The following is a 26577-nucleotide window of genomic DNA, read 5'->3' as shown; positions in this document are numbered from 1 at the left end:
GACATGGCTGCGGCAAAACTTGTTCTGGAGCTTTGGGCCAAGGGCTACGCCATCATCAAAAACTGCAGACCCCCGAAGTTCCTGACCAGCCTCGGCGACGAACTCGGTCCGCTGTTCGATCAAACGCCCTTTTGCCAAGGGCCGTTCTACGGCAACAGAACGAAGCGGATCGGAGGCTTGCTCAAGCGGTCGCCGCGCGTCCGCTATCTGGTACAAGATCCGGTCATCCTGCTCGCCGTCCAGTATATTCTCGGCGGCGGCTGCGACCGCATCCAGCTCAACGTCGCGCAGGCCATCGAAATCCACCCCGGCGAAGTCCGACAGTTTCCGCATCGCGATCATGACATGTGGCCCTGCGCCAAGGGCGAGCAGGAATTTCTCGTCAATGTCATCTGGCCGCTGACGCCGTTCACCGCGGACAATGGCGCAACGCACATTTACCCGAACAGCCACGGAGTCGCGGGAATGGCGAAAGCCGATCTGGCCCCCCCGGTCGTCGCCGCGTGCGAACCTGGATCAGCGATTTGCTTTCTCGGTTCGACCGCGCATGGCGCGGGATCGAATCTCAGCGCGGACGTCAGACGCGGCCTCGTAATCGGCTACAGTCTCGGCTGGCTCAAGCCCTATGAAAATCCCTGGCTCGCCTACCCGCCCGAGGTGGCCCGGACCTTCGACCCCGAGCTCGCAGCCCTTGCCGGCTATGCGCAGCACCGGCCCAACCTCGGTAATTACGAAGGCAGGTGCCCCTCGGTGCTGCTCGGAGACCATGTGCCCCGCCATTTGGGCGCGATCGATGCGCTTCGCCCTGACCAGGCGTCGGCGGTGGCCGCCTTCGCCGCTGCCGAGCGGCGCGCGCGATGAGCCCCGCGCATGTCATCGAGCCGACCTACGAGGCAATCAAGCGGCGTGTGATGAACGGCGAATGGGCCGGCGGCGCGCGCCTCGATTCCACACGTATCGCGGAAACGCTCGGCGTCAGTGTCACCCCGGTGCGCGACAGCCTCTATCGGCTGGCGGGTGAGAGGATAGTCGACTTTACGCACGGCGAGGGTTTCCATGTCCATCGGCTCACCGAAACCGAACTCCGCGACATGCTCGAGCTTAACCTCATTCTGCTTCTCGCCGCGATTGCAACCGCTCGTGGGCAAGGGGAAGAGACGAATCCGGCGTTTGCGGACGATGCCGATCCCGCTGCGGTGCTGTTTGCGGCTGTCGCACGACGCTCCGGCAATGCCGAGATCGCCGCGGCGATCGCGGCGTTGAACGATCGGCTTCACGCAGCGCGCCGCCTGGACGCCGATATATTGGAAGAGGTGGCGACCGAGCATGAAGTGCTCGGCGCCGCACTCGTCGGCGAGATGTATCCAGACGGTTCAGCGCGGGGCATCGTGCTTCGTTATCATGAGCGCCGCGCGCGTGAAGCGGCCACTTATGCGCGTCGGCTTGCCGAACGGGCGAAATCCTGAAATCGCGCGTGGCTCTCGGCACGCGAAGCAGGGGGAGGCTCCTGCCTTGACCGGCGAACCAGCGCCCGCGACCAGAAAACGAAACAAAGTCGAGCCAAGATGACGCAAGCGCCGGGGTCGTCACCGTTCCCCTGCGGAGCCAACCTGGGATGGATCGCATCCCTGACCGCCCCCTTCCCGGCGCGACGCAGGCCCAGGCGCGGAAACGCCTCGCTATGATTGGCGACCGCAAGGCCATGTCATCGCCGCCTCCGTACTGAGCTCGGCATCGCCCCGGCAGCTCGCCGCTTGCACGACGGACAACGAACGGCTGCCGGAATTTCCCTGGCCGTCTCAACAGTCGGCACCGGTGACCGTCGCAGGGCCGCATCGCCGATCATCCTCGAACCGACGCCGGCGCCGACCGACGGATTTCTCTGCAGCGCGCGCCAGCAAGCCGGATCGGCGGGATTGCGGTGTTTGATCGTCCGGATTTGCACCGGCTGACGTTGCCGTCACCTTCGCTCAAAAAATTTTCCGCCCCAACTAAGGTAATCTCGCAGGACGCATCTTCCCTCCCCGAAGGCCGTGCGCCGAAAGCGCGGCCCAGACAGAGGGGGAGACCTTATGACGATTTCGAGAAGCCGTGCCGCGCTGGCGTTCCTTGGCAGCAGCGCCCTGTCCGCCATGCCGGCGCATGCCGCCATCCAGTCGTCCGAGCCCGGTTACAGGTCCGATCAGCCGAGGCAAGAATCGTCGGAGGACGCCGGCGACGAGCCCATCGTCGTGACCGGCTCGCATATTCGCGGCGCCCAGATTGCCTCCCCGGTCATCACCGTCGGCCGCGACACGATCGAAAAGGCGGGTCAGAATGACCTCGGCGAGGTAGCCCGCAGCATTCCGCTAAATTTCAGCGGCGGCCAGAATCCCGGGATCGGAACCGGCGGCGGTCTCGCCAACGGCAATCTCGATTCCTCGTCACAGCTCAACCTTCGCGGCCTTGGCCCCGACGCGACGCTCACCCTGCTCGACGGGCACCGCCTGCCCTATGGCGGCGCTTTCGCCGGGATCGACATCTCGGCGATTCCGGTCGCGGCGGTCGAACGGCTCGAAATCGTCCCGGATGGCGCCTCCGCCCAATATGGCTCGGATGCCGTCGCGGGCGTCGCCAACATCATCCTGCGCCGCGACTTCGAAGGCATCACGACGACGGCGCGCCTGGGCGCCGCCTCTTCGGGCGGCATTTTCCAGCAGGGTGCGGACGCGGTTGCCGGCACCGGATGGTCGAACGGTCATCTCATGCTGGCGTATCAGTTCGCAAACAACGGCGCGATCACGGCCCGGCAGCGCGACTTCGCCGGATCCTTGCCGCAAGGCAATAATCTCTATCCCGCCATCCGCCAGCACAGCGCCCTATTGAGCGGTCGCCAGACGCTCGGCACGGGCGTCGAATTCGATGTCGACATCGTCTTCAGCGACCGTCGCTCGCGGACGATCGGCGGCAACACCACTGCCGCCGGGTGGCAGCGCCTGATCTTCTCGCCGACCGCGCGGAGTTTCAGTATCGCGCCCGAACTCGCGGTCGAACTCGGCGGCGACTGGATGGCGCGCGCATCGATCGTTTATGGCAAGAGCGACAGTCGCTATCATAGCGCGTTCGAGCCGACCGCCGGGCCGCGCACCTTGACGACCGGCTGCTTCTGCAACAGCGCGATTAACGCCGAAATCCTGTTCGACGGATCGCTGTTCGCGCTTCCCGGCGGCGATGTCCGCGTCGGGCTCGGCGGCGGGTATCGCTCGAACAAGCTGCGCTATTCACAGGTCCGTGACGGGAGGTTGACCTCGGCCTTCGACGTCAACCGCGACAGCCATTTTATCTTCGGCGAAGCGAATATCCCGCTCGTCGGCCCGGCGCAGCAGCTCGCGCTCGTCAACCGGCTGACAGTCACCGCGGCCCTCCGTTACGAAGATTATCCCGGCATGGGCCGCGTCACGACGCCGAAGCTCGGGCTGGTGTACGAACCCGTCCACACTATTGCGATCAAAGCGTCGTGGGGTCGATCGTTCAAAGCCCCGACGCTCTACCAACAATATGTCGGTTACGAGACCTATCTCCTACCGGCGAGCGCCTATGGCGCCGCGCCCTCGGGCACGATATTGTACGCGAGCGGCGGCAATCCGTCGCTGCGGCCCGAACGCGCACGAAGCTGGTCGGCGGGCGTCAGCTTCGAGCCGACGCCGGCGCTTCGGCTCTGGGCCAGCTATTTCAACGTCCGCTATCGCGACCGCGTCGCCCAGCCGGTTCCCGGTTCGATCGCCTCGGCGTTCAGCGACCCCGGCTATGCCACGCTGATCGACCGCGATCCGGCGGCAGATCTGCTCACAAATCTCATCGAAGGCTCGCTGTCCGGCCTCACCAATTTTACCGACGAAGCCTATGATCCAGCGGCGGTCGCGGCGCTCGTCGACAATCGCAACCGCAACATCGCGCGTCAGGATATCGAAGGCGTCGACCTCGGTGCCTCGTACCGCTTCGAAATCGATAGCGACCGGCGTCTCGATCTCAGCGGATCGCTGACCTATCTTAAAAGCGAACAGCGGCTGGTCGACACGCTGCCGGACAGCCAGCTTGCGGGAACGGTTTTCAACCCGCCGCACTGGCGCGGCCGAGCTGGCGTGTCGTGGCAAGGCTCGGGCTACACGATCTCGGCGTTCGGCAATTATACCGGCAAGCTCGCCGACCGGCGGTTCGCGACCCCGACGATCTTGCCGTCGGCGGTCACGCTCGACCTCACCGCGCAGATCGCCGTCGGCACCGCGCCCGGCCGCCCGCCGGCCTTCGACCTCACCCTCGTCGTCAACAATCTGTTCAACGACCGGCCGCCGGCCATCGGCACCAACGGGTCGAGCGACACACCCTATGACTCGACCAACTATTCTCCGATCGGCCGCTTCCTTGGGCTGAAGGTTTCGCGGACATGGTAGTGCTCGCTGTCACCATGTCCGCGGCGCTCGCGGCGCAGGCTCCCCTTGCTTCGGATCCCTGCGCCGCGTTTGCCGACGATAGCCCGCAGGGCGAGGCCGGGCGACCGGTTGGCGTGCGCGACCTCGCCACCATCGCCGACATCGGCCAGGCAAGCCCGCACGACGTCGCGAATTCCCCGTTCGGCGTTTCGCCCGACGGTCGCTCGATCGCCTTCGTCGTGCGCCGCGCGAACCCGGAAACGAACAGCTATTGCCAGCGACTGCTGGTCGCATCGTTGACCGATGCGGGCGCGGTGCGCGAGCTCGACCGCGGCGGCGAATTTATCCGCATGCTCACCCCGGTCCGAAAATTCGCCGCGGTCGAATCGGGCGTCGCCGATGTGATTTCGCCGCGCTGGTCTTCCGACGGGCGGGCGCTGGCCTATGCAAAGCAGGTCGGCGGCGACGTCCAGATCTGGACCACAGCGGCTTCGGGCGGTCCGGCGGTCCAGGCCACTAAACTCGACTTCCGGCCCGAAAATTTCACCTGGAGCTCCGACGGCGCGGGTTTCATCGTGGCCGGGCGTCCGGCGATCGCGGCCGAAAAGGCCAGGATCGACGCCGAAGGCCGCAAGGGATGGCTCTACGACGGACGTATCGCCCCGTTCGTGTCCAACCGGCCGCAGGTTCGGGGGACATTTCCGATGGAATATTTCCATGTCGATGTCCGCACCGGGGAGCGCCGCCCTGCCCGTCCGGACGAGATCGCGCGGGTGGATCCCGAAGCAGATCCGGGCAAACCGGCAGGGGCGGGCCTTTTTGCTGCCGGCAAGTCCGGCGGCCAAGCCTGGACCGAAGCCAAGTCGCCGGACAAGCTCCTCAGTCCCAAAAGACTCGTCGTCAGATGGCGTGACGGCACCAGCAGCGTTTGCGACGACGATATTTGTTCGACCATCCGCAGGCTGGGATGGTCTGACGATGGCGCGACGATCTACTTCCTCGCGCGCCAAGGCTGGGCGAAATCGGCCACGTCGGTCCTTCGGTGGCGAATGGGCGAGCCGCGTCCGCGCGAGCTGCTGTCGACCGAGGACGTGCTGGTCGGATGCGAATTGCACGGGGGCGACCTGATTTGCGCGCGCGAGGGATCGAAGAGGCCCCGCCGCATCGTCGCGATCGATCTCGTCGACGGCAAGGAGCGGGTGATCTTCGATCCCAATCCGCAATTTGCCAACCTGCAGCTCGGCGAGGTGCGCCGCCTGCGCTACAAGACCGCGTTCGGGACCGAGGCCTTCGCCGACCTTGTCCTGCCACCAGACTCGAAACCAGGCGACAGACATCCGCTCGTCCTCGTGCAATATAATAGCGAGGGCTTCCTGCGCGGCGGGACCGGCGACGAGGTGCCGGTCCATGTCCTTGCCGGGCGCGGCATTGCCGTCTTGAGCTTTGAGCGGCCGTTCGGCGCGCCGGGAACAGAGGAAGCAAAGACGGAACTGGAATATCGACAGATCGTCCGCCGCAACTGGTTCGACCGCCGGAACGTTCAGTCCGCGATCGAGACCGCCATAGCGAGAGCCGTGGCAACTGGCCGGATCGATCCCGACAGGCTCGGCATAAGCGGCTTCAGCGAAGGCACGGCCGCGACCCAATGGGCGCTCATCAACAGCCGGCTGTTCAAAGTCGCCGCGCTCGGCATATGCTGCGAGGACAAGGTCGCGATCGCGATGAACGGCGGGATCGATTATGAGACCTTTACGCTCGAGATGGGTCAGCCGCTCTATTCCTATGAGAAAGAAGATTATTGGGCGCCCCTCTCGCTGATGCAGAATGCCGAACGGATCGACGCGCCCATCCTGGTCCAGAGCGGCGAATATCTTCTGGGCCTCGACGTGCTCGCAGCCTTCCGGCGCCTCGGCAAGGTGATGGAGTTGCACGTTTTCGACAATGAGCCGCATGTCAAATTCCAGCCGCAGCATCGGCTTGCCATGTACGACCGCGTCGTCGACTGGTTCGCCTTCTGGCTGAAAGGGGAGCGCGATTGCGGCGCGGAAAAGGCGTCGCAATATGAACGATGGCTCGCGATGCCGGGCGCGCCGACCATGGCATCATGCGTCGGCAGAACCGCGCCCATCCCATGAGCGCGCCCAGGCTTCGGCCTCGGCGACTTCGAGCAGCCGGTACAGCAGCTGGCCGCGCGTAACCGCCGGATCATCGAGCGCCGCCTCCACGGCGGCCGCATCGATGATCCGGTTGTCGCGCAGCGCGCCACCCAGAAGGAGCTCGCGGAGGACCGGCCGCCCGAGCTCGAAGACCTCCGCGGTCAGGCTTTCGGGTCCGGATTTGGAACGCCGAGCGATGACAGCCGCGGGAAGCGCGGTGCTGAACGCCTCGCGCGCGATCGCGCGATTGACCCCGCCGCGGCACCAGTCCCACGTCGGGATACGCAGGCAGGTTTCGACGATCGGCTGTGCGAGCAGGACCGGAATGGCGGGAGGAAGGACTCCTCGATCATATCCCTCGACATGATTCTGGATTCGCACAATCAAGTCGACGTGGGCGCATTTGCCCGGGATGCGGGCGGTTCTGTCCTGGCAACCGGCGAGGTCCTCGAGCCAGGGCGTGAGTAGCGGAGACCACTCCGTCCCCTGCCGATCGGCATCGATCAGACGCATGTCGGGGCTCGGTCCCCGTGGCGACCGCCGAACGAGCAAGGACAAGGTCGCGCGCACCATCGTCGCGAGATCGCATTGTGTGACCCGGCACATATCGACAAAGGTGTGGGCAAACCCGCGGCGCTCGCGCGCACTGCGCAACCGGTCGACGATGGGCGCGGCGGAATGCAGGTAGCAAAAAACATTGTCTCCACCGTTACCGGTGAAGATGGCATCGAAGCCGTGCGCCCCCACCTCCGCGCGATAAGCGCGCTCGATCTCCTGCATGAAATGCCGGCTGACAGGGCGCGGCAAGTGCTTCGATCCCGACTTGGACAGATCGATCTGCTCGACCTCGTACCGATGCTCGAGCAATTCCGCGTTGGTTCTTGTCGCGACCAGGCGCGCATAGGCGCGCTCGTCGCCGCTCGGGTCGCCGGTATACATTGTCAGCGCCGTGAAGCGCCGTCCCCCGGCGGCAAGCGCAGCGCAGACGACCGAGGAATCGAGGCCGCCCGACATGCCCACGACGATATTGTCGAATCCGCCTGCGATGGCGGCGATGCTCGCGCAGATGCTGTCGCGAAGCGCAGCAACGGCTTGATCCGAGGATATCCGGCACGCTGCGCCCGTGAAGGTCCAAGGCGTCCAGAGGCGCCGCTCCGATCGCCCTTCGCTGCCGAAGCATGTCAGGACGCCGGGCGGCAGTTCTTCAATGCCTTCGACACAGGTCGCGCGCCGCCGGATCCCCGGCGCCTGCAGAAATTCGGACAGACGACCCCAGTCGACCGTGCCTCCGCCCAATCGGGCAGCCTCGAGCGTGGCAACGTCCGAAGCGAGGAAGATGTTGTCCCCGAACTGGCGGAGGTAGCAGGGCATGCTTCCCGTTGGATCGCGCAATATTCGGCAGCCGTCCGCCCCGGCGACGAGCGCCAGATAAGAGCCCCAAAAATCCTCGACGAGACTCGCGGGCGATGTCGACAGCCGCGTCGCAACGTTATCCGCTATCGCGGCAACCGAACGGGATCCGCTGCGGTCGAACAGCTGCCCGATGACGACCGTGCGGCGATCTTGCGCCCAGATCAGCCACGATGTGTCGCTGCACCAGAGCGCGGGGGCGTCCGCGCGCGTCAGTTCTGGACTGCCGACCAGCGAAATCGGCTTGCCGCCGTTTCCGGGGCGCCGGGGAAGTGCGAGCAGATAGCGGAACGCGGTCATGCGAAAAAGATCGGCGTGTAGCGCGCGACTTCATCAGGCGTCTCGTTCAGCACGATGTCACCCGACTGCACCCAGGCGTGCGCGGCAAAGGGCTGGGCGCGAACGCCGATAACGAGCAGGGCATCGCATCGCAGGCCGGCAAGCCGGCGCGCCATCGCGAGCGAACGCGACAGACAGCGGTTTGCCGACGCCCGGAAGAGCCTGGCCCTTTCATAGGCCCGTACGACGCGAGCGGGCCCGTCATCCGTTAACGGAGTCGCCAAGGTCCGCCCGACTTTCGCGTTTTCATACGATGCAATGAGCGCCGCCAGCCGCCCCAGTCGCAATTGCTGCGACACGCCGATGTCCGACACGAGGGCCCGTGCCACCTCGAAACCGCCCGGCCCTCCTGCGCCGAGCGCGTCGAGACCGGACGTGCAGGCGACGAGCCGCGGGCGGGAAAGGCTCTGTCTGAAAATCGCCGGGCGCAGCAGGCCCGCTTCGATCAGCGGCGGTGCCGTCGACCCGGCAGAAAGGGGGTTGTCGACCAGATTGCGGAAATGATCCTCCAACCGGGCCGGAAGACGAAAATAGCGGTCCTTCTTCAGGTCGAGAAAGATGAAGGCTGAAGCCGCCTCGCAAAAATGGAGGCCGGGACGAAGCGCAAAGCCCATGTCGAAGCGAAGAACGGGCGCGCGCTGGTGAACGCGCGCCCGATCCCCTCAGTCCTCGGCGATGCCCGAGACGAACTTCAGCAGGGTGCCGCCCGGATCCTGATCGATCCGCCCCTGCCCCTTGGTTTCTTCCGAGGCGACGCCCAGCTCGATGAGGTCGTCGTCGCGATCATGGACATTCTGCATGGCATGTTTCCTTTCCAATCTGCGACCGGAATGAGTCGCGAGGAAAAGTTATGCCGAGGCAGAAGGGCGTTCCATTTTATAAACAGTTTATTTTCTCGGTCGCCTATACCCGAAAAAGGTGACCGGGCTGAGAAAACACGCTTCCGGAGCGCGTACTGGCGCCTTTAGCGATAGGCCTGGACATCCGCGTCAGAACCCGGTCACGCTCCCTTTACTGCAAAGGTGCTGTTTTAATGTGATGACGTAATCGAACTACCGCAACCGAAACTGGACCCGTTGGTGGGTCGATCTTCGGACGCGGCCGCTCCCGCGCATCGTGCGGCATCGACGACGCCGAATAGAACAACCCGCGCATACGTGCTGTCGCAGCGCCCGTCGGGACTGGCGTAGCGAAAGACTTCGCTGCAGTATTCTTGATCCGGTGCGCCATTTCGAGGGAAATGTGCGCCTGGATCGCCTGGAAGATGTCGAGCAGGTCGCGTGGCTTGATTTCGCGGATGTCCTTTTCGCCGACGACCGGGAAGACGTCTGCCTCGAGACGGCGGATGATATGCGCGGCATATTTGGGAGCCCGGGCTAGCTGACGCGCGACCAGCCATTCGCGGGCGATCTCCACGAAGCTGTTGCCGTCCGCTGCGGGCGCGGCAGCGGCTTCCTGCAGCCACTCCAATGGCGGCTCGAAAATTCTCCCCGGCTCTTTTCGGCCCATTTGCAAGCCGAACCTTCCAATGCGGGAAAGGGCGGCATGCCAAAAATAATATATCTCAGAATATATTTTCAGCTATCCATATGCCCTAGCATATATCCCTTGCCATATGCACATATTTCATATATCCAAGCATATTCTTTGACATGATCATATGTTAGAAGATATAATGAACGACCATCTCACCCTTGCCGAGACTTTCAAACGGGCCCGACGCGCGCGCGGACTGACGCAAGCCGAACTCGGCGCACGGGTCGGCATCCCGCAGAGCCATATTTCAAAGATCGAAAAGGGCGGCGTCGACATCAAGCTGTCGAGTTTGACCGAAATTGCGCGCGCGCTCGACCTTGAAGTGACGCTCGTCCCGCGCCGCGCGCTCCCCGCGATCGAAAGCAGCGTGAGGGCACTCGGCAGCGCGGACGAAACCAGCCGTGCGATCGCCGCGCTCGACGAACAGCTTGAGCTTGCCAATAGGATCGAGCAGAAATTCCCCGAGCTTGCCGAAACCGAGAAGTTCGAGACCGCGGTCCGCAACCTCAAATATCTCTCCTACACCCCGCCGCTGTGGAAGGCGCTGAACGAAATCCTGCGCCCCTCCCGCGAGCTCCGCAAGACGCTCGACGCGCTCGGGCATCCCGGGACGCTGGCACCCTATCTCAGCAGCACCACCGCCGCCCTGCGCTCGCTGCGCAACGAAGCCGCGCATCAGCCGGCCCTCCCCGCTCCCCAGCGTCCCGCGCACCGTCTCGACGACGAGGATGACGCATGATCGATGCCGCCGCCCTCGACATTCTCCTCCACGGCACGCGGATAGGTACGATCGCGCGGCTCGACGGCGACAGGAGCATCTTCTCGTTCGACGCGGCCTATGCCGCCGATCCTGAACGCGCGACGCTCTCGCTCGCCTATCGCGACACCCTTGGCGCGCTCATCGACCAGCCGCGCGCCTATCAGACACGTATCGAGCCCTTCTTCTCGAACCTCCTTCCCGAGGGAACGCTCCGCGACTATCTCGCGCGGCGCGCCGGCGTCAAAAGCCTCCGCGAATATCTCCTTCTTGCGCAACTGGGCGCCGATCTTCCGGGCGCGGTCACAGCGGTGCCGGTCGAGGGTTGGGATGCCCCGGGCGATCCCAATGAGGAAGGTATCGCGGCTGCCGCCAGGCATGCGCTCCGCTTCTCGCTCGCCGGCGTGCAGCTCAAATTCTCGGCGGTGAAGAACCAGGGGCGCGGCGGCGGCCTCACCATTCCGGTGACCGGCACCGGCGGCGACTGGATCATCAAACTGCCTTCGGCGCGCTTTCCGCACGTCCCCGAGAATGAATATGCCGCCATGATGCTCGCACGCCGCCTCGGCATCGACGTTCCCGACGTCGACCTCGTCGCGATCGACAGCATCGCGGGCCTTCCCGACGGCATCCACCGCTACGGGGCCACGGCTTTCGCGATCCGGCGCTTCGACCGCAGCCTCGATGGCCCGGTGCACATCGAGGATTTCGCGCAGGTCTTCGGCGTCTACGCCGACGATAAATATGAGAATGCCAGCTATCGCAGCATCCTCGCTGTGCTCGCGATCGAGAGCGACGAGGAAAGCGCCGTCCAGTTCATTCGCCGGCTCACCTATTCGGTGCTGATCGGCAATGGCGACATGCACCTCAAAAACTGGTCGCTGATCTATCCCGACCGGCGCCGTCCAATCCTTGCGCCAGCCTACGATCTGCTCTCGACGCTGCCCTATACATCGGACGAGGAGGCTGCGCTCAAATTCCATCGCTCGCGCGCCTGGGAGAGCTTCACTTACGACGAGCTCGAGGCGATCGCCGGCAGGGCGCGGCTCCCGGCGGCGCTCATCGTTCGCACCGCGAAGGCAACGGCCGAGCATTTCGATGCCATATGGCATCAGGAGAAGGACCAGTTGCTCTTCACGCCCGACGTGATCGAAGCGATCGAGCGGCACCGCGGGCGCCTCGCTATCTGACGCCCGGACTTCCCCGGGCCGATCCTCGACTGCCTTGGCGACGACGGCGGCGCGCGGTAGGACGGCCTATGCACGGATCGAACCGCCCCGCCGAATTCGACGCCATCCGCGAGCGGCTCCAATATCGCGAGATCCTCACGATCCTCGACGAACAAGGCACGACCAACGACAAGCTCCTCTATCGTTGGCTGATCCATGTTGGCCTTGCCGTACCGGCGCGAAAACTGGAGACGATGTTCGATCGCCTCGACGATGAGGGCCTGACGCGATCGCAGCGTATCGAGACGACAAGGGTGATCGAGATGACGCGCGAGGGCAAGGAAGTGGCCAGCGGCATCACGAACCTCGACTGGGTCGAGCCGCCCGAGCCGCCGGCCCTCTAAAGGCTGCGGTCCGACATGCCCCTTGCCTCGGCCTCGTCGAGATAATCGGCCCACCACTGCATCATTGGGCGTCGATGTGCCAGATAACGGGCTGAATTATAAGCCGCGCGTACGCCCTGGGGCTGGTGCGCGAGTTGCATCTCGATCCAGTCGGGCTCGAACAGGCCGCTTTCGTTGAGCACTGTGCTCGCGAGCGACCGGAACCCGTGCACGGTCGCTTTCCCGCGAAGGCCCATGCGGTACATGATATCGAGCATCCGGTTCTCGCTGATCACGAGCGATTTTGAGATCGGGACCGGGAAGAGATAACGGCCGAGCCGCCTGTTGCCGGCGGCACGATAGACGTTGAGCTCCCGGATCTCATGATAGAGCGAGATCGCTTGCCGGGGCAGCGGCACCAGATGCTCGCTCCGCATCTTCATCCGCTCGGGCGAGATGCGCCACATCGCGCTGTCGCCATCCATATCCTCGAATTCTTCGAATTCGGCGAAACGCGTTTCCTGGGTGCGCACCATGGTCATGATGGTCCAGCGCAGCGCCAGATGACTGAGACGCTCGCCGGTGTCGGCGTTGAACTTCACGAAGAAGTCCGGGAGATCCTTGGCCGCCACCTTCGAGTGGTGCCTGACCGGCTTTTTCTTCGCCATCGCCGGGCTGAGGTCGCGGCAGGGGTCGCTCTCGCAGCGTCCGTCGGGAATGGCGTAGCGAAAGACCTCGCTGCAGTAATTCTTGATCCGGTGTGCCGTCTCGAACGATCCCCGCGCCTGGATGGAGCGGAAGATGTCGAGCATATCGCGCGGGGTGATCGTGGCGATGTCCTTCTCGCCAATGACGGGAAACACGTCGTTCTCGAGGCGGCTCACAATCCGCGAGCCATATTTGGGGACCCAGGAGAGCATGCGCGCCTCCAGCCATTCACGCGCGACCTCTTCGAAGGTGCTACCCTGTGCAACGACAGCGGCAGCCGCTTCTTTTTGCCGCTCCTTGGACGGGTCGAGACCAAGGGCGAGTTGATGTTTCATCTTGTCGCGCCAGGCCCGGGCGTCGGCGAGCGTGGTCTGGGGATAGCGCCCACCCGAAAGGAGCTTGGCTTTGCCGGCATGGCGATAGGCGAAACGCCACAGCTTCGACCCATTGGCCTCGACGAAAATGAAGAGGCCGCCGCCGTCGGCCTTCTTGTATCGCTTCGCCTCCGGCTTCAGCGCCTTCAACGCAATATTGGTGAGCATGAACCTGTCTCCACACATGAGTGAAACCGGCTCGAATTCCCTACCCCGAAAAACTGGGGTAGGACCCGATTTCCTACCCCAAAAATGACAAAAACAGGCTTGGGCTGCAAGGGGGCCAGCTGGGACGAATTGGGACTAACCCATTCTGTAACCCGCTGATTTCCTTGTCTTTTGGTGGGACGCCTTGAGCGTCTCTGGGTCCCCTTGGGACGCCGGCCTGGCAGGGGCAGTAGGACTCGAACCTACGACCCTCGGTTTTGGAGACCGATGCTCTACCAACTGAGCTATACCCCTAGGCCGGAGTGCGCCACTAGCCGGATTGCGGAGGCGGGGCAAGAGGGATCACGGGTTGCGCGGGCGGGCCGGGCTGATATGCGCAATTTCGCATGAGCGTAGCGCCGTCCCCTGCCCCGTCCACCGCCGCCCCGCAGAATTATCTGGGCGGCATCGGGTTGCGGTTGCTCGCGATGGTCAGCCTGTCGCTGATGTTCGTGCTGGTCAAATATATCGACGCCGCGGGCATCCATATCGTCGAAAGCCTGTTCTGGCGGCAGGCGCTGGTGCTGCCTTTCCTGCTGCTCTGGGTCCAGGCGACCAGCGGCCTTTCATCGCTCAAGACCCAGCGGATCGGCGCGCACGCGCGGCGGATGCTGATGGGGCTGACCGGCATGGCGTGCAATTTCGGCGCGATGATCCTGCTCCCGATGGCGGAGGCGACGACGATCAGCCTGTCGGTGCCGATCTTTGCCGTGATCTTCGCCGCGCTGATCCTCGGCGAGGCGACGGGGTGGCAGCGGTGGAGCGCGGTGATCGTCGGCTTTATCGGCGTCCTCGCCGTGCTCGATCCGATTTCGAGCTTCGCGGGCGGATTCGGCGGCACGCATGGCCTTGGGACTTTGGTCGCGCTCACGGGCGCGATCATGACCGCGCTGATCACGATTGCCGTGCGCGACCTTGGCCGCACCGAAAATGCCGGGACGATCGTCTTCTGGTTCAGCCTGTTATCGATGATCCCGCTCGGCATCGCCCTGCCCTTCGTCATCACTCCGCATGACGGCCACGAATGGCTATTGCTGATCGGGCTCGGCTTTCTCGGCGCGGTCGTCCAGATGTCGCTGACCGGCGCGCTGCGTCTCGCGCCCGTGTCGGTCGTGATCCCGATGGATTATTCGAGCCTGCTATGGGCGATCGCCGCGGGCTGGTGGTTCTTCGGCACCTTGCCCGCCGGCACGACATGGATCGGCGCGCCGCTCATCATCGCGTCGGGCCTGTTCATCGCCTGGCGCGAGCATCGCCGCCATATCGACCGCCCGAAGGAGGTTGCCGCATGACGCGTCCGATATTGTACCACTGCCCCGACGCGCGCTCGCTGCGCTGCCTGTGGGCGGTCGAGGAAGCCGGGATCGACGTCGACCTCAAGCTGCTCAAATTCCCGCCGCGCGCGTTCGAGCCCGATTATCGCGCGGTAAATCCGCTGATGACGATTCCCGGCTGGGTCGAGGACGGGCAGCTGATGACCGAATCGGCGGCGATCTGCGAGCGCATCGCCGAGGGAACGCCGCTCGAAGTGTGCCGCGACGAGGCGGATTATTGGGCGTGGCGCAACTGGCTGCACCGCAGCGATGCGACGCTGACCTTCCCGCTCGCGATCATGATCCGCTACACGCGCGTCGAGCCCGAGGAGCGGCGGCTGAGCCAAGCGGTCGCGGATTACAAAGCCTTTTTCGGCGGCCGCGCGAAAAGCATCGAGGCGGCGCTGGCCGACGGGCGCGAGTGGCTCGTCGCGGGGCGCTTCACGATCGCCGACATCGTAATCGGCTATGCCGCCTTCCTCGCGACGACATTGGGCGCCGACGATGTGCTGGGCGATGCGACGAAGGCGTGGCTGGACCGCTGCATGACGCGCGAGGGATTTCAGCGCGCCCGCGCGCGGCAGAAAGCCGCGGCCTGACGAAAAAGGGCTCCACCATAGGGTGAAGCCCTTCGTGCCCCCCGTACATGGCAACGCCAACGGAGAAAACGCATCGGCCTTTCGGGGTGTAGGTCGCGTGAAAGGCCGGATGAGGGGTGAATCTATGCCGCGCGGGCGATGTTGGCTTTCACATTCTCACCGAGGATGCGCTGTCGGCCTGGGAAGCCATTTCCGGCCGCTTTGGGGGAGTGAACCGCCATTGTCTTCTTTCGTCATCCCGGGTTGGAACCGGTCGGCACATGATCGCATAATCCTTCCAAAGTTCAGGAAAGTTCAGCCCTGTGCGGCGCCCGGTTTTGGATCCGGCGGCATGCTGGACGCGCGCGGCACACCTCGCCGTGGCTGCACCCCGCAAGCCGGGCAGCAACCGCTTTTATCCACCAAATGAAAGAGCCGGATGAAGGCTGGCACGGCCGGATAATGTAGGAAAGGCTTATTTGAAGGCGGCGCCTGCTTTGGGGTAGGGGGCGGCTATCCCCACCTTCGTCTTTCCCGCGAAAGCGGGAACCCAGCAGCAACGTCGGACTGGGTTCCCGCTTTCGCGGGAATGACGAAATGATGAGCCGCCTCCGTCGAACCCACCGTCGAAACCGGACGCTCAATTCACCATCCGCTCATACCCCTCCCAATAGGGCGCACGCAGGTCTTTCCGCAAAATCTTGCCGCTGGCGTTCCTTGGCAGCGCCTCGATCACGTCGATGCTGCGCGGAGCCTTGAAGGCCGCGATGCGCTCGCGCGCCCACGCAATGATGTCGGACTCCTCCACCGTCGTGCCCGGCTTGGCGACGACGACCGCCTTCACCGTCTCGCCCCATTTTGCGTCGGGGATGCCGATCACCGCGACCTCCTGCACCGCGGGATGGCCGAAGATCGCGCTTTCGACCTCGGCCGGATAGACATTCTCGCCGCCGGTGATGATCATGTCCTTCATCCGGTCGTGGATGAAAAGATAGCCGTCCGCGTCGAGATAGCCCGCGTCGCCGGTGCGGATCCAGCCGTCGTCGGTCATCGTCTTCGCGGTCGCGTCGGGCAGGTTCCAATACCCCAGCATATTGTTCGACGAGCGCGTCACGACCTCGCCCACCTCACCCGTCGCGACCGATTGACCGTCGGGTCCGAGGATGACGATTTCGACGCCGGGGAGCGCCTTGCCCGCCGAACGCATGCGCGCATTGCCCGCCGGATCATGATCCTCGGGCGGGAGCATCGAGATCGTGCCCGTCGTCTCGGTCATGCCGTAAGCCTGGATGAACTGCGCGCCGAAAACCTTGATGCACTGGCGCAAAAGTTCGAGCGGGATCGGTGCGGCGCCGTAAAGGATATATTTGAGGCGGCTGTAATCGACGCTGGCGCAGCGCGGGTGCATGAGCAGCATCTGGAGCGCGGCGGGAACGATGAAGAAACGCGTGACGCCATGCTGCTCGACCGCGTCGAACACCCCGTCGGGGTTGAATTCGGCGAGGATGACGCCGGGGAGCCCCGACGCGAGCGCCATGATGCCGAGCCCGGTGCCGCCGATATGCGCGCACGGCATGGCGACCAGCACCGCCTCGTCATCCTCCCATTTGGTATAGGGCAGGTCGAGGGTGCTCGAATGTTTGCGGAGCGCGAAGAGGTTGTGGTTCGACAGCACCGCGCCCTTGGGATTGCCGGTGGTGCCCGAGGTATAAAGCTGGAGCACCGCGTCGTTGGCACCCGACGGGTCGAAGGGCACGCGCGTCGCGCCGTCGATCATCGCCCGGCCTTCGGCAGCGCCGACGATCGCGGGGGCGTTGTGGAGCTTGCCCGCGAGCTGTTCGGCGAGCGTATCGAACCCCGGACCCGCGAACAGGATCTTCGCCTGCGTATCATTGACGATGAACGCCCATTCGGTCGGCGACAGTCGCCAGCCGATCGGCGCCATCACGATCCCCGCACGCGCCGCGCCATAAAAGAGCGTAAAATAAAGGTCGCTGTTCTTGCCGATCCACGCGATGCGGTCGCCCTTCTTCAGCCCCGCCGCGATCAAAGCAGACGCGGCGCGCGCAGTCCGGTCGTCGAGTTCGGCATAGGTATAGACGCGGTCTTCCTCGCGCAGCGCCACCCGGCCGGGGCGTTCGCCGGCCCAATGGGTCAGGAATTCGTCGAATGTGAAAAGGTCCGAAACGTCGCGGCCCATCGGCTCTCTCTCCTCGAATCGCATCTCTTTCGTGCAATTGGCGCGAGGCTAGCGGCTGTGGGCGCGGCGTAAAGCGCCGATCGCCTATCCTGTCAGGTCCGTCAGGTGCGGCGGAACAGCAGCATCAGATTGTTCGCGGGCATCGCGCGGCGTTCGGCGAAGGCGAAGCCGGCATCGGCGGCGGCGGCTTTGACGCCGCCGGTGTCGCGAAGCCCCCACGCCGGGTTGCGGCTACGCAGGCTGACATCGAAGGCGAGGTTGCTTGTCGCCGTGGGCACGTCGGATTCGATATAGGGGCCGTAGAGGATCAGCGGCGCGCCGGGCACCAGCAGCCGCGCGGCGCCGGCGAACAGGCCCAGCGTCGCCTCCCACGGGCTGATATGCACCATGTTGATGCAGAGAATCGCATCGGCGCGATCGACGGGCCATTCGGCGGCGGCCGCATCGAGCGCGACCGGCGGCGCGATATTCGCGCGATCGGCTTCGGCGCGATAAGCCGCGATCGAGGTCAGCCCGGCCGGATCGGGGTCGCTCGGTTGCCAGTCCAGCCCGGGGAAGGCGGCGGCGAAGTGGACGGCGTGCTCGCCCGACCCGCTCGCGACCTCGAGCACCGCGCCGGTTGCAGGCAGCCAGTCGGCCAGCACCGCGACGATGGCGTCACGATTGCGGAGCGTCGCGGGGGCATGGCGCTTGTCGGCCGGCGCGCCATCGCCCGGCATCCAGGGCTCCTGTATCACTTGCCCTTTGCCTGCGCCCGCGCGCGGCGCTCACGGGCGATGAGCCATGCGAACAGGCCGACGGGGCCGACCATCAGCGTCAGGAACAGGAAGGGAAATTGGACGATCCGGCTAAACCCCTTCTGGTCGGCATCGCGCGCGATCCACATGCCGGTGAACAGGTCAAAGGCCAGATAGTGCGTCCACCCCAGCGTCGCACCGCCCGGGCTGTCGAACAGCTTCATCACCCCGGCCAATGTCGTAAAATCGTTGCCGCTCGGTCCGCCGGGATCGATGCCGCCGGTCAGGTAGCCCACGATCATCACCGTATAGGCAAGGCAGAGGAGGAACACGCCGGCATAGAGAATTGCTGCGAGGGTTTTCGGGCCGCGCGGCAGAAAAACGAGCGCGAACCAGCTGGCGAACGCCCAGCAATTCACCAGCAGAAAAATCGTGTCCCAGCTCATGTCTTGCCCCTCACCTGTTCAGATCAGCCCGCCGAGCCCAAACAGGACGACGCCGCCGAGCAGCGCAATGGCCCCCGTCACGACGATCAGCAAGGTCATTCGCGCCGCCGAAGCGCGCCGCGACGCCGCGAACGCCGCCGCCGCGCCCAGCCCGATCGCGAAGAGCGGTGCATAGACGAAGGCCCAGTCATAGCTGAACTCGCGGCGGACCTCGATCATCTCCCACTGCTCGACGACGAGGCCGTAAGCCGTGATCGCGATCAGCCAGCCGAGGATCGCAACGATCGCGAACAGCGCGCCGGCCGCGACACACCCGGCGCCCGAGCGCGGTTCGGGGCGTTCGAGGCCGGGCGCGGGTTCGGTCATCAGCCCTCCCAGGCGAGTATCGGCTTACGCGCCGCGAGCGTCTCGTCGAGGCGCGCGCGGGGGGCGAAGTGCGGCGCGGTCTTGAGCGCCGGGTCGCCGTTCTTCGCGCGGAGCGCGATGCTGCGCAGCGCGCCGATGAACTGGTCGAGCGCGGCCTTGCTCTCGGTCTCGGTTGGCTCGACAAGCATCGCGCCGTGGACGACGAGCGGGAAATAGACCGTCATCGGATGATAACCCTCGTCGATTAGCCCCTTGGCGATGTCGAGCGTCGAGAAGCCCTCGGCGAGGCCTTTGTCGCTGAACAGCGCCTCGTGCATGCACGGCCCCGACGCCGCGAACGGTGCGTCGAGTACGCCTTCGAGACTGCGCAGCACATAGTTCGCGTTGAGCACGGCATCCTCGGCGACCTGCTTAAGCCCGTCGGCACCGTGGCTGAGGATATAGGTCAGCGCGCGCGTGAACATGCCCATCTGGCCGTGGAAGGCGGTCATGCGGCCAAAGGTCTGCGGATGATCCTCGCCCGCATTCTCTTCCTCGATCAAGCGGAAGTCATCGCCGTGCTTCGTGACAAAAGGCAGCGGCGCGAAGGGCGCCAGCGCTGCCGAGAGCACGACCGGGCCCGATCCCGGACCGCCGCCGCCGTGCGGGGTCGAGAAGGTCTTGTGCAGGTTGATGTGCATCGCGTCGACGCCGAGGTCGCCGGGGCGCACGCGTCCGACGATGGCATTGAAGTTCGCGCCGTCGCAATAGACATAGCCGCCCGCCGCATGGACCGCGTCCGAAATCGCCTGCATGTCGCGCTCGAACAGGCCGCAGGTGTTCGGGTTGGTGATCATCACCCCCGCGACATCGGGGCCAAGGCGCGCTTTCAGGGCTTCGAGGTTCACGCGGCCGGCCTCGGTCGCCGGAATGTCCTCGACGGTGAACCCTGCGAAGGCTGCCGTCGCCGGGTTCGTGCCGTGCGCGCTTTCGGGGACGAGGATCACGCGGCGGTCCTCACCGCGCGCTTCGAGCGCCGCCTTGATGCAAAGGATGCCGCACAGTTCGCCATGCGCGCCCGCCTTGGGCGACATCGCGACGCTGTGCATGCCGGTGAGCGTGATCAGCCATTCGGCAAGCTCATGGATCACCGCATAGGCGCCCTGGACGGTTTCCTGCGGCTGGAGCGGGTGGACGTCGGCGAACCCCGGCATCCGCGCGACCTTTTCGTTGAGGCGCGGATTGTGCTTCATCGTGCAGCTGCCGAGCGGGAAAAGGCCGAGGTCGATCGCGTAATTCTGCCGCGACAGGCGCGTATAGTGACGCACCGTTTCGGATTCGCTGAGCCCCGGGAGGCCGATCGGCGCGGTGCGCGCGAGCGCGCCGAGGTCGGCGGCGGGTGCCGCCTCGTCGAAGTCGACGCCGGTCGTGTCGCTGCCGCCAATCTCGAAGATCAGCGCTTCCTCGAGCATCAGCGCGCGGTTGCCGGTGAAGGTCGTGCTATCGTCGGCGCCACCTGCGACATTCATTTCGGGGCGCCAGCCGGCGCGGTTGAGCGCGGTCATGCCAGCACCTCCTTCAGGGCAGCGGCGAAGGCGGAAATATCCGCCTCGGTCACGGTTTCGGTCACGGCGACGACGAGGCCGTTTTCGAGGCCGGCATTGTCGGGATAAAGACGGCCAAGCGAGACGCCGCCCAATATGTCCTTCTCGGCAAGTTTATGGATCACGGGGCGCGCTTCGGTCGGAAGCAGCAAGGTGAACTCGTTGAAGAAGCTGGTGTTCAGCACCGACACGCCGGGCACCTTCGCCAGCTCGGCGGCGGCGGCCTTCGCGCGGCCATGGTTGATCGCCGCGAGCTGGCGGAGGCCCGCTTCGCCGAGCAAGGTCATATGGATGCTGAAAGCAAGCGCACAAAGGCCTGAATTGGTGCAAATATTGCTCGTCGCCTTCTCGCGGCGGATATGCTGTTCGCGGGTCGAGAGCGTCAGCACGAAACCGCGCTTGCCGTTGGCGTCGACGGTTTCGCCGCATAGGCGCCCCGGCATCTGGCGAACATATTTGGTCTTGCACGCGAAGAGGCCGACATAGGGCCCGCCGAACTGGAGGCCGACGCCGAGCGACTGCCCCTCGCCCACCACGATATCGGCGCCCATTTCGCCGGGCGACTTGATCAGGCCGAGCGCGACGGGTTCGGTGACGACCGCGATCAGCAACGCGCCCGCGGCCTGACACGCTTCGGCCAGCTTCGTCATATCGTCGATGCGGCCGAGGATGTCGGGATATTGGACGACGACGCAGCTCGTTTCCTTGTCGATGCTACCGGCAAGCGCCGCCCAGTCGGTGCCGGCTTCGAGGCTCGGGTCGCCGTCGACGAGGACATCGCCGGTATATTTCGCCATCGTGCGCGCGACGCTGCGGTAATGCGGATGGAGACCGGTCGAAAGCAAAGCCTTGGCGCGTTTGGTGATGCGCCGCGCCATGACGATCGCCTCCCAGCACGCGGTCGAGCCGTCGTACATCGACGCATTGGCAACGTCGGTGCCGAGCAGGCGCGCAACCTGCGACTGGAATTCGAACAGCATCTGGAGCGTGCCCTGCGCGATTTCGGGCTGATACGGCGTGTAGGCGGTCAGGAATTCGCCGCGCTGGATCAGATGATCGACGCTGGCGGGCACATGGTGGCGATAGGCACCGGCGCCGAGGAAGAAGGGCCCCTCGCCCGCGGCGCGGCTGCGGCGTGCGAGCGCGCCCATGTGGCGCTCGACCGCAAGTTCGCTGGCGTGCATCGGCAAGCCCGCTATCGGACCGGCTAGCCGCGCCTCGGCAGGGACATCGGCGAACAGGTCGTCGATCGACGCGGCGCCGATGGTGGCGAGCATCGCCGTGCGATCGTCGGACGTAAGAGGAAGATAACGCATGAACTACTCCGAAGAAGGGGCTGGTTTTGCGGAAAAAAGCTGGACGGTGTCGGCTAAGGTGCCCGAAAAGACCGCGGGACCGGCGTGCGTCGTGCGGATCCAGGGTGCCAGCCAGATGCGAAACCCGGCATCGCGGACGCGGCGGCAAAAGGCGTAATCGTCGGCCAGGAGCGCCTGGCTTTCGGGCTCGATCAGCGGGCAGAAAAAAGCGGGTTCGAGTTCGCCGACGCCGTGCGTCTCGCGTTCGGCGGGATCGGGCCGGAAAAGGAGGTCGGGCAAAGCGGCACGCATGCCTTCGAGCACTTCGCGGCGGATCAGCATCATCGCGGTGCCGAGCCGCGCCAGTTCGACCAGGTCGGTCATCTTGAAATTCTGGTCGGGGTGCAGGAAATGCAGCGCGAAATCGCCCGAAAACCGCGCGAGGTCGGCGGGATTATCCTTCGCCAGTCCCAGTTCGACCGCGCGCGCGACGTTGCGCCAGTTAATCATCCGCCGCGGATAGGCGCCGCCGAGGACGCCGCATTCGGGATGCGCCTCCATAACCTCGATCAGCGAAAAAACATCGTCGACCGAAAAGTCGATGTCGGCATCGACGAACAGCAGGTGCGTGCAGTCGCTCGCGAGGAACATCGCGGTCAGCATGTCGCGCGCGCGCGTGATCGACGGTTGATAGAGGATGAATTCGAACCGCACCGCCATGCCGATCGCCTGCGCGCGCAGCGCGAGATCGAGCGTCGCGCGGACATAGGTGCCCTGCGCCCCTTCATAGATGGGCGTCGCCACCATCAGGCGGCAATTGGCGAGGGCGGCGGTTGTGGTCACATTATCTCCCCCCTCCCGCTTGCGGGAGGGGTCGGGGGAGGGTCTGTTTCGGTAGAGCGACCTGTCCCCCGACAAGCCCTCCCCTAACCCCTCCCGCAAGCGGGAGGGGAATCCTTCAAAGCGCGTCGCAGAAGACTTTGTACGCCTTCGCGTCCATCAGCCCTTCGAGCTGGCTTTTGTCGCCGAGCGTCATGCGGAAGAACCAGCCTTCGCCCTCGGGGTCCGAATTGACGAGCGCGGGATCTTCCTCGAGCTGGCCATTGCCCTCGGTCACAATGCCGTCGACCGGCGCATAGACGTCGCTCGCCGCCTTCACCGATTCGACCACCGCGGCGTCGCCGCCCTTGCTGAGTTCCGCCCCGGTGTCGGGAACTTCGACGAACACGATGTCGCCAAGCTGGCCCTGCGCGAAGTCGGTGATGCCGACCGTCGCGACATCGCCGTCGACCTCGATCCACTCATGCTCTTCGGTAAAATATCGCGGCATCACTCAACCTCCTGTTTTACGAACATAATTATGCGGTACAAAGGGCATGGCGGCGACGGTGCAATGCACACGCTTGCCGCGCACTTCGGCGGCGACCGCGGTGCCGGGCACGGCATGATCGCGCGGAACATAGCCCATCGCGATCGGCGCCCCGACGCTGGGGGCGAAGCCGCCCGACGTCACGACGCCGATCTCGTCCTCGCCGTCGAACAGCTTGGCGCCCTCGCGGACGGGTAACTTGCCGTCGACGAGCAGGCCGACGCGCTTGCGCGGGCTCCCGTCGGCGAGATGGCCGAGGATGCGCGCGGCACCGGGGAAGCCGCCATCCTCGCGGCGGCGCTTCTGGATGGCGAAGGAAAGGTCGCCTTCGATAGGGTCGATCGACGGATCGAGATCATGGCCATAGAGGGGGAGCCCCGCCTCGAGCCGCAGCGAATCGCGCGCGCCGAGGCCAATCGGCTTCACTTCGGGTTCGCCGCACAGCAAATCGGCGACATGCTGAACGCGATTGGCGTCGACCGAAATCTCGAACCCGTCTTCGCCGGTATAGCCCGAACGGCTGATCCAGGCGTCGACGCCGCCAATCTGGAACGGCCCGCCCATCATGAAACGGAGCACGTCGAGATCCCATTGGCCGGTCGTGTGCCGCTTCAGCGCATCGAACGCCTTGGGTCCCTGCAACGCGAGCAAAGCGCGTTCCTCGAAATGGTTGATCGTGATGGCGTCGGGCAGATTTTCGCGGAGATGGCCAATATCTTCCCACTTCACCGCGCCGTTGACCACCATATAGATGCCGCCGGGCCAGCGGCTGAGCATCAGGTCGTCGAGAATCCCGCCATCCTCGGCAAGCAGCAGCGAATAGCGCATCCGCCCGACCGCAAGGCTCTTCACATCACCGGGCAGCACGGCCTCGAGCGCCTCGTCGAGGCCTTCGCCCGAGAGATAGAGCTGTCCCATATGGCTGACGTCGAACAGGCCGGCGTTTTCGCGGACCCACAGATGTTCGGCCATGATGCCTTCATATTGGATCGGCATCCAGTAACCCGCGAACTCGACCATCCGGCCGCCCTTCGCGCGGTGCCAGGCGTCGAGCGGCAGCGTCGCGGTTTCAATCCCCGCTTCGTCGCCCGTAAATTCCGTGTCGGTCATGCCAGTCTCCCGCGGTTGCACAGCGTATGCGCGGCCCATCGCCGCGCCCTGTCGCCATGCCCCCTCTGTCACGGGAACCTGAGAGTTTTCCCCCATATCATGGGGTTACCCCTTCGGTGGTTCCAGCGATACGGCCGGAACGCTTTCCAGAGTGTCCGTTCCAGCCTGCGCGGTCCTGCTGACCTGAGAGTTTCCGGGGCGGTTGCTCCTTCGGTGGTGAGGCGCCGGTTGCCCTGCCCTCACGCTCTCCCGCGCGGCCGGTCGAATCTCTTGCGAGGCCCGACAGACGCTGCGAGCCTTGGCGCTGCCCTTTTACGGAGTCAATCGGCGAGCGCGCGGATCGCGTCGTTTTCGTGGATATGCACGCCCGAACCGCCTTTTGCCGCGAGCGCGACGATCGCCGCGGCAACCATAACGCCCGAAATCGAGCGATAGCGGCGGAAGGAGCCGTGAAGCAATGCGTCGGTCAGCGGCGCCGCGATCGTCGCGATCCCCTCGCCCAGCCGCTGCGGGCCGGGCCGGTCGCCGCGCAGCAGTCCGGGGCGGATCAGGTCGAGCCGGTCGAAGCCGAGCGCGCGGAGGTCGTCCTCGGCCTCCCCCTTGGTCCGCAGATAGAAATTTCCGCTCTTCGCCGCGGCGCCGACCGAACTCACCAAGATCATATGCGGCGTACCGCCTGCCCTGGCGCCACGCGCGGCGGCGAGCACGAGGTCGTGGTCGACCGCGCGAAAGGCGGCTTGCGACCCCGCCTGCCGGATCGTCGTACCGAGGCAGGAAATGAGCACGGCGGGCTTTTCGGCGGCGATAATGCCGGTCCAGCGTTCGGGCGGTGCGACCAGTTGCTTGTGCTGCGCCGCCAGTCCTTCGACTTCGCGGCGCGCGAGGACGGTGACGGGCGTGGAACCGAAACGTTCGATCACCGCGCGCCCGATCAGCCCCGTCGCGCCGACGATCAGCGCGTCAGGCATGCGCCAGCGCCGGTGGCACCGCATCGCGGCCGAAGATTTCGGCATAGCGGTCGATGGCGAAACGGTCGGTCATGCCGGCGATATAATCACCGATATGGCGGTTTGTCGCGCATTGCTCGCCGGGCAGCCTGGCCGACCAGTCCGATCCCATAAGCCGCGGGTCGTCGGCATAAGCGGCGAACAGCCGCCCGACGACCTGGTTTGCAGCCTCGGCGGCGGCAACCTGTTCGGGGTGGTGATAAAGATTGGCGTACATGAAGCGTTTGAGATCACGCTCCTCCACCGCGAGTTCGGCTGAAAAACCGCCAAGCGTTCGGCCTGCGGCGCGTACTTCGTCGACGTTTGTTACGTCAGCTTCGGCTATGTTGGCCTCGGTCGCGGCGATCACGTCGTTGACCATCACGCCGATCTGGTCGCGCACGAGTTCGCGCAGCAGCCGGTCGCGCGGCGCGCCGGGGAAGCGGCCTTCGACGGCGCGGAAATTGGCGGCGACGAAGGGCTGTTCCATCAACTGGTCAAGATCGAGCAGCCCCGCGCGCAGGCCATCGTCGATATCGTGATTGTCATAGGCGATGTCGTCGGCAACCGCCGCGATCTGCGCCTCGAGGCTGGCGTAGCTGCCGAGGTCGAGCCCGAAATCGCCATCGATTTCGGCGAGCGCCCAGCCGGGCGCGGTCACCGGGCCATTATGCTTGGCGAGCCCTTCGAGCGTTTCCCAAGTCAGGTTGAGGCCGTCGAAAAGCGGATAGGGACATTCGAGCCGCGCGAGCGTGCGCAGCGTGTGGCCGTTGTGGTCGAAGCCGCCATGCGCCGCCATTGCGGCCTTCAGCGCGTCCTCGCCGGCGTGGCCGAAGGGCGGATGGCCGATGTCGTGCGCAAGGCACAATGCCTCGGTCAGATCCTCGTTGAGCCCGAGCGCGCGCGCGATACCGCGGCCGATCTGCGCCACCTCGATGCTGTGGGTCAGGCGGACGCGATAATGGTCACCGTCGGGGGCGACGAATACCTGCGTCTTGTGGCGCAGGCGGCGAAAGGCGATCGAGTGGATGATGCGGTCGCGGTCGCGTTGGAAATCGTCGCGCGGGCCGCGCACGACGCGGCCGAGCTCGGCATGACGGCGCCCGCGGCTGGATGCGGGATCGCTGGCGCAGTCGGCGATGGTCA

General features: G+C 65.1%; 25 protein-coding genes, 1 tRNA gene and 2 riboswitches. Of the genes, 9 read left to right on the top strand and 17 right to left on the bottom strand.

What is annotated here, in order from left to right:
- Positions 1-3 precede the first annotated feature (3 nt).
- The 4 genes from VJ811_RS19040 (at position 4) to VJ811_RS19025 (ending at position 6544) form a co-directional block, all read left to right on the top strand.
- Positions 4-861 carry a phytanoyl-CoA dioxygenase family protein gene (locus VJ811_RS19040; RefSeq protein ID WP_324075325.1) on the top strand — a complete coding sequence of 286 codons (858 nt, stop codon included), beginning with the start codon at positions 4-6 and terminating at the stop codon, positions 859-861.
- Positions 858-1466, top strand: coding sequence for a GntR family transcriptional regulator (locus VJ811_RS19035; RefSeq protein ID WP_324075322.1), 609 nt, complete (start codon positions 858-860; stop codon positions 1464-1466). Before VJ811_RS19040 ends, VJ811_RS19035 begins: the two co-directional genes overlap by 4 nt.
- Positions 1467-2072: 606 nt before the next feature.
- A complete protein-coding gene (locus VJ811_RS19030; protein ID WP_324075320.1) occupies positions 2073-4430 on the top strand; it encodes a TonB-dependent receptor in 2358 nt (785 codons plus the stop codon).
- Positions 4424-6544 carry an Atxe2 family lasso peptide isopeptidase gene (locus VJ811_RS19025; protein ID WP_324075318.1) on the top strand — a complete coding sequence of 707 codons (2121 nt, stop codon included), beginning with the start codon at positions 4424-4426 and terminating at the stop codon, positions 6542-6544. The genes VJ811_RS19030 and VJ811_RS19025 overlap by 7 nt, the downstream gene beginning before the upstream one ends.
- Here the strand turns inward: VJ811_RS19025 and VJ811_RS19020 are convergent.
- The 4 genes from VJ811_RS19020 to VJ811_RS19005 all read right to left on the bottom strand — a co-directional run bounded on the left by VJ811_RS19020 (position 6512) and on the right by VJ811_RS19005 (position 9784).
- Positions 6512-8275, bottom strand: coding sequence for an asparagine synthase-related protein (locus VJ811_RS19020; RefSeq protein ID WP_324075316.1), 1764 nt, complete (start codon positions 8273-8275; stop codon positions 6512-6514). The two genes, VJ811_RS19025 and VJ811_RS19020, sit on opposite strands and share 33 nt — an antisense overlap.
- On the bottom strand, positions 8272-8928 hold the full coding sequence (locus tag VJ811_RS19015; RefSeq protein WP_324075314.1) for a lasso peptide biosynthesis B2 protein: 657 nt from the start codon (positions 8926-8928) through the stop codon (positions 8272-8274). Before VJ811_RS19015 ends, VJ811_RS19020 begins: the two co-directional genes overlap by 4 nt.
- Before the next feature lie 48 nt (positions 8929-8976).
- Complete coding sequence (locus VJ811_RS19010) at positions 8977-9114, bottom strand: benenodin family lasso peptide (protein ID WP_324075312.1); 138 nt, start codon at positions 9112-9114, stop codon at positions 8977-8979.
- 211 nt (positions 9115-9325) lie between these two features.
- Positions 9326-9784, bottom strand: a complete 459-nt coding sequence (locus VJ811_RS19005; protein ID WP_324075310.1) for a phage integrase central domain-containing protein — start codon at positions 9782-9784, stop codon at positions 9326-9328.
- A gap of 205 nt (positions 9785-9989) precedes the next feature.
- Here VJ811_RS19005 and VJ811_RS19000 point away from each other — a divergent pair, with 205 nt between their 5' ends.
- The 3 genes from VJ811_RS19000 (at position 9990) to VJ811_RS18990 (ending at position 12180) form a co-directional block, all read left to right on the top strand.
- Complete coding sequence (locus VJ811_RS19000) at positions 9990-10589, top strand: helix-turn-helix transcriptional regulator (protein ID WP_324075308.1); 600 nt, start codon at positions 9990-9992, stop codon at positions 10587-10589.
- On the top strand, positions 10586-11797 hold the full coding sequence (locus VJ811_RS18995; protein ID WP_324075305.1) for a type II toxin-antitoxin system HipA family toxin: 1212 nt from the start codon (positions 10586-10588) through the stop codon (positions 11795-11797). Before VJ811_RS19000 ends, VJ811_RS18995 begins: the two co-directional genes overlap by 4 nt.
- A 68-nt stretch (positions 11798-11865) precedes the next feature.
- Positions 11866-12180: a hypothetical protein gene (locus VJ811_RS18990; protein ID WP_324075303.1), complete on the top strand. Its 315-nt coding sequence runs from the start codon at positions 11866-11868 to the stop codon at positions 12178-12180.
- Here VJ811_RS18990 and VJ811_RS18985 read toward each other — a convergent pair.
- Both VJ811_RS18985 and VJ811_RS18980 read right to left on the bottom strand, forming a co-directional pair.
- Positions 12177-13409: a tyrosine-type recombinase/integrase gene (locus VJ811_RS18985; RefSeq protein WP_324075301.1), complete on the bottom strand. Its 1233-nt coding sequence runs from the start codon at positions 13407-13409 to the stop codon at positions 12177-12179. The genes VJ811_RS18990 and VJ811_RS18985 overlap by 4 nt on opposite strands.
- A 218-nt stretch (positions 13410-13627) precedes the next feature.
- A tRNA-Trp gene (locus VJ811_RS18980) sits at positions 13628-13703 on the bottom strand.
- Positions 13704-13795: 92 nt separating this feature from the next.
- Here VJ811_RS18980 and VJ811_RS18975 point away from each other — a divergent pair.
- Positions 13796-14740 (top strand): DMT family transporter, encoded by a 945-nt coding sequence (locus tag VJ811_RS18975; RefSeq protein ID WP_324075298.1) that lies wholly within the window; start codon positions 13796-13798, stop codon positions 14738-14740.
- A complete protein-coding gene (locus VJ811_RS18970) occupies positions 14737-15360 on the top strand; it encodes a glutathione S-transferase (RefSeq protein ID WP_324075296.1) in 624 nt (207 codons plus the stop codon). Before VJ811_RS18975 ends, VJ811_RS18970 begins: the two co-directional genes overlap by 4 nt.
- Positions 15361-15979: 619 nt before the next feature.
- Here VJ811_RS18970 and VJ811_RS18965 read toward each other — a convergent pair.
- From VJ811_RS18965 to VJ811_RS18915, 11 genes are all read right to left on the bottom strand, one after another.
- Positions 15980-17539, bottom strand: coding sequence for a fatty acid--CoA ligase (locus tag VJ811_RS18965; RefSeq protein WP_324075293.1), 1560 nt, complete (start codon positions 17537-17539; stop codon positions 15980-15982).
- 101 nt (positions 17540-17640) lie between these two features.
- Positions 17641-18258: a DUF938 domain-containing protein gene (locus tag VJ811_RS18960; protein ID WP_324075292.1), complete on the bottom strand. Its 618-nt coding sequence runs from the start codon at positions 18256-18258 to the stop codon at positions 17641-17643.
- Between the two features lie 14 nt (positions 18259-18272).
- Positions 18273-18722, bottom strand: coding sequence for an ABA4-like family protein (locus VJ811_RS18955; protein ID WP_324075289.1), 450 nt, complete (start codon positions 18720-18722; stop codon positions 18273-18275).
- An 18-nt stretch (positions 18723-18740) separates the two neighbouring features.
- The gene (locus tag VJ811_RS18950) at positions 18741-19088 is read right to left on the bottom strand and encodes a hypothetical protein (protein WP_324075287.1); all 348 of its coding nucleotides are present in this window, start codon (positions 19086-19088) and stop codon (positions 18741-18743) included.
- Positions 19088-20596, bottom strand: a complete 1509-nt coding sequence (gene gcvPB / locus VJ811_RS18945; RefSeq protein WP_324075345.1) for an aminomethyl-transferring glycine dehydrogenase subunit GcvPB — start codon at positions 20594-20596, stop codon at positions 19088-19090. The genes VJ811_RS18950 and gcvPB overlap by 1 nt, the downstream gene beginning before the upstream one ends.
- 32 nt (positions 20597-20628) lie before the next feature.
- Positions 20629-21987: an aminomethyl-transferring glycine dehydrogenase subunit GcvPA gene (gcvPA, locus tag VJ811_RS18940; RefSeq protein WP_324075285.1), complete on the bottom strand. Its 1359-nt coding sequence runs from the start codon at positions 21985-21987 to the stop codon at positions 20629-20631.
- A gap of 3 nt (positions 21988-21990) precedes the next feature.
- Positions 21991-22809 (bottom strand): hypothetical protein, encoded by an 819-nt coding sequence (locus VJ811_RS18935; protein WP_324075283.1) that lies wholly within the window; start codon positions 22807-22809, stop codon positions 21991-21993.
- A gap of 115 nt (positions 22810-22924) precedes the next feature.
- The gene (gene gcvH / locus VJ811_RS18930) at positions 22925-23296 is read right to left on the bottom strand and encodes a glycine cleavage system protein GcvH (protein WP_324075280.1); all 372 of its coding nucleotides are present in this window, start codon (positions 23294-23296) and stop codon (positions 22925-22927) included.
- 3 nt (positions 23297-23299) lie between these two features.
- Complete coding sequence (gene gcvT / locus VJ811_RS18925) at positions 23300-24445, bottom strand: glycine cleavage system aminomethyltransferase GcvT (protein WP_324075278.1); 1146 nt, start codon at positions 24443-24445, stop codon at positions 23300-23302.
- Between the two features lie 55 nt (positions 24446-24500).
- A riboswitch (glycine riboswitch) is annotated at positions 24501-24605 on the bottom strand.
- Positions 24606-24707, bottom strand: a riboswitch (glycine riboswitch). It lies immediately after the preceding riboswitch.
- Between the two features lie 58 nt (positions 24708-24765).
- Positions 24766-25413, bottom strand: a complete 648-nt coding sequence (locus VJ811_RS18920; RefSeq protein WP_324075276.1) for an NAD-dependent dehydratase — start codon at positions 25411-25413, stop codon at positions 24766-24768.
- Positions 25406-26572 (bottom strand): deoxyguanosinetriphosphate triphosphohydrolase, encoded by a 1167-nt coding sequence (locus tag VJ811_RS18915; RefSeq protein ID WP_324075343.1) that lies wholly within the window; start codon positions 26570-26572, stop codon positions 25406-25408. The genes VJ811_RS18920 and VJ811_RS18915 overlap by 8 nt, the downstream gene beginning before the upstream one ends.
- Between the last annotated feature and the right edge of the window lie 5 nt (positions 26573-26577).

Source organism: Sphingopyxis sp. (assembly GCF_035250425.1).
Taxonomy (GTDB): domain Bacteria; phylum Pseudomonadota; class Alphaproteobacteria; order Sphingomonadales; family Sphingomonadaceae; genus Sphingopyxis.
Note: the sequence above shows the minus strand (reverse complement) of the source record. Positions and strands in the feature narration are given on the sequence as shown.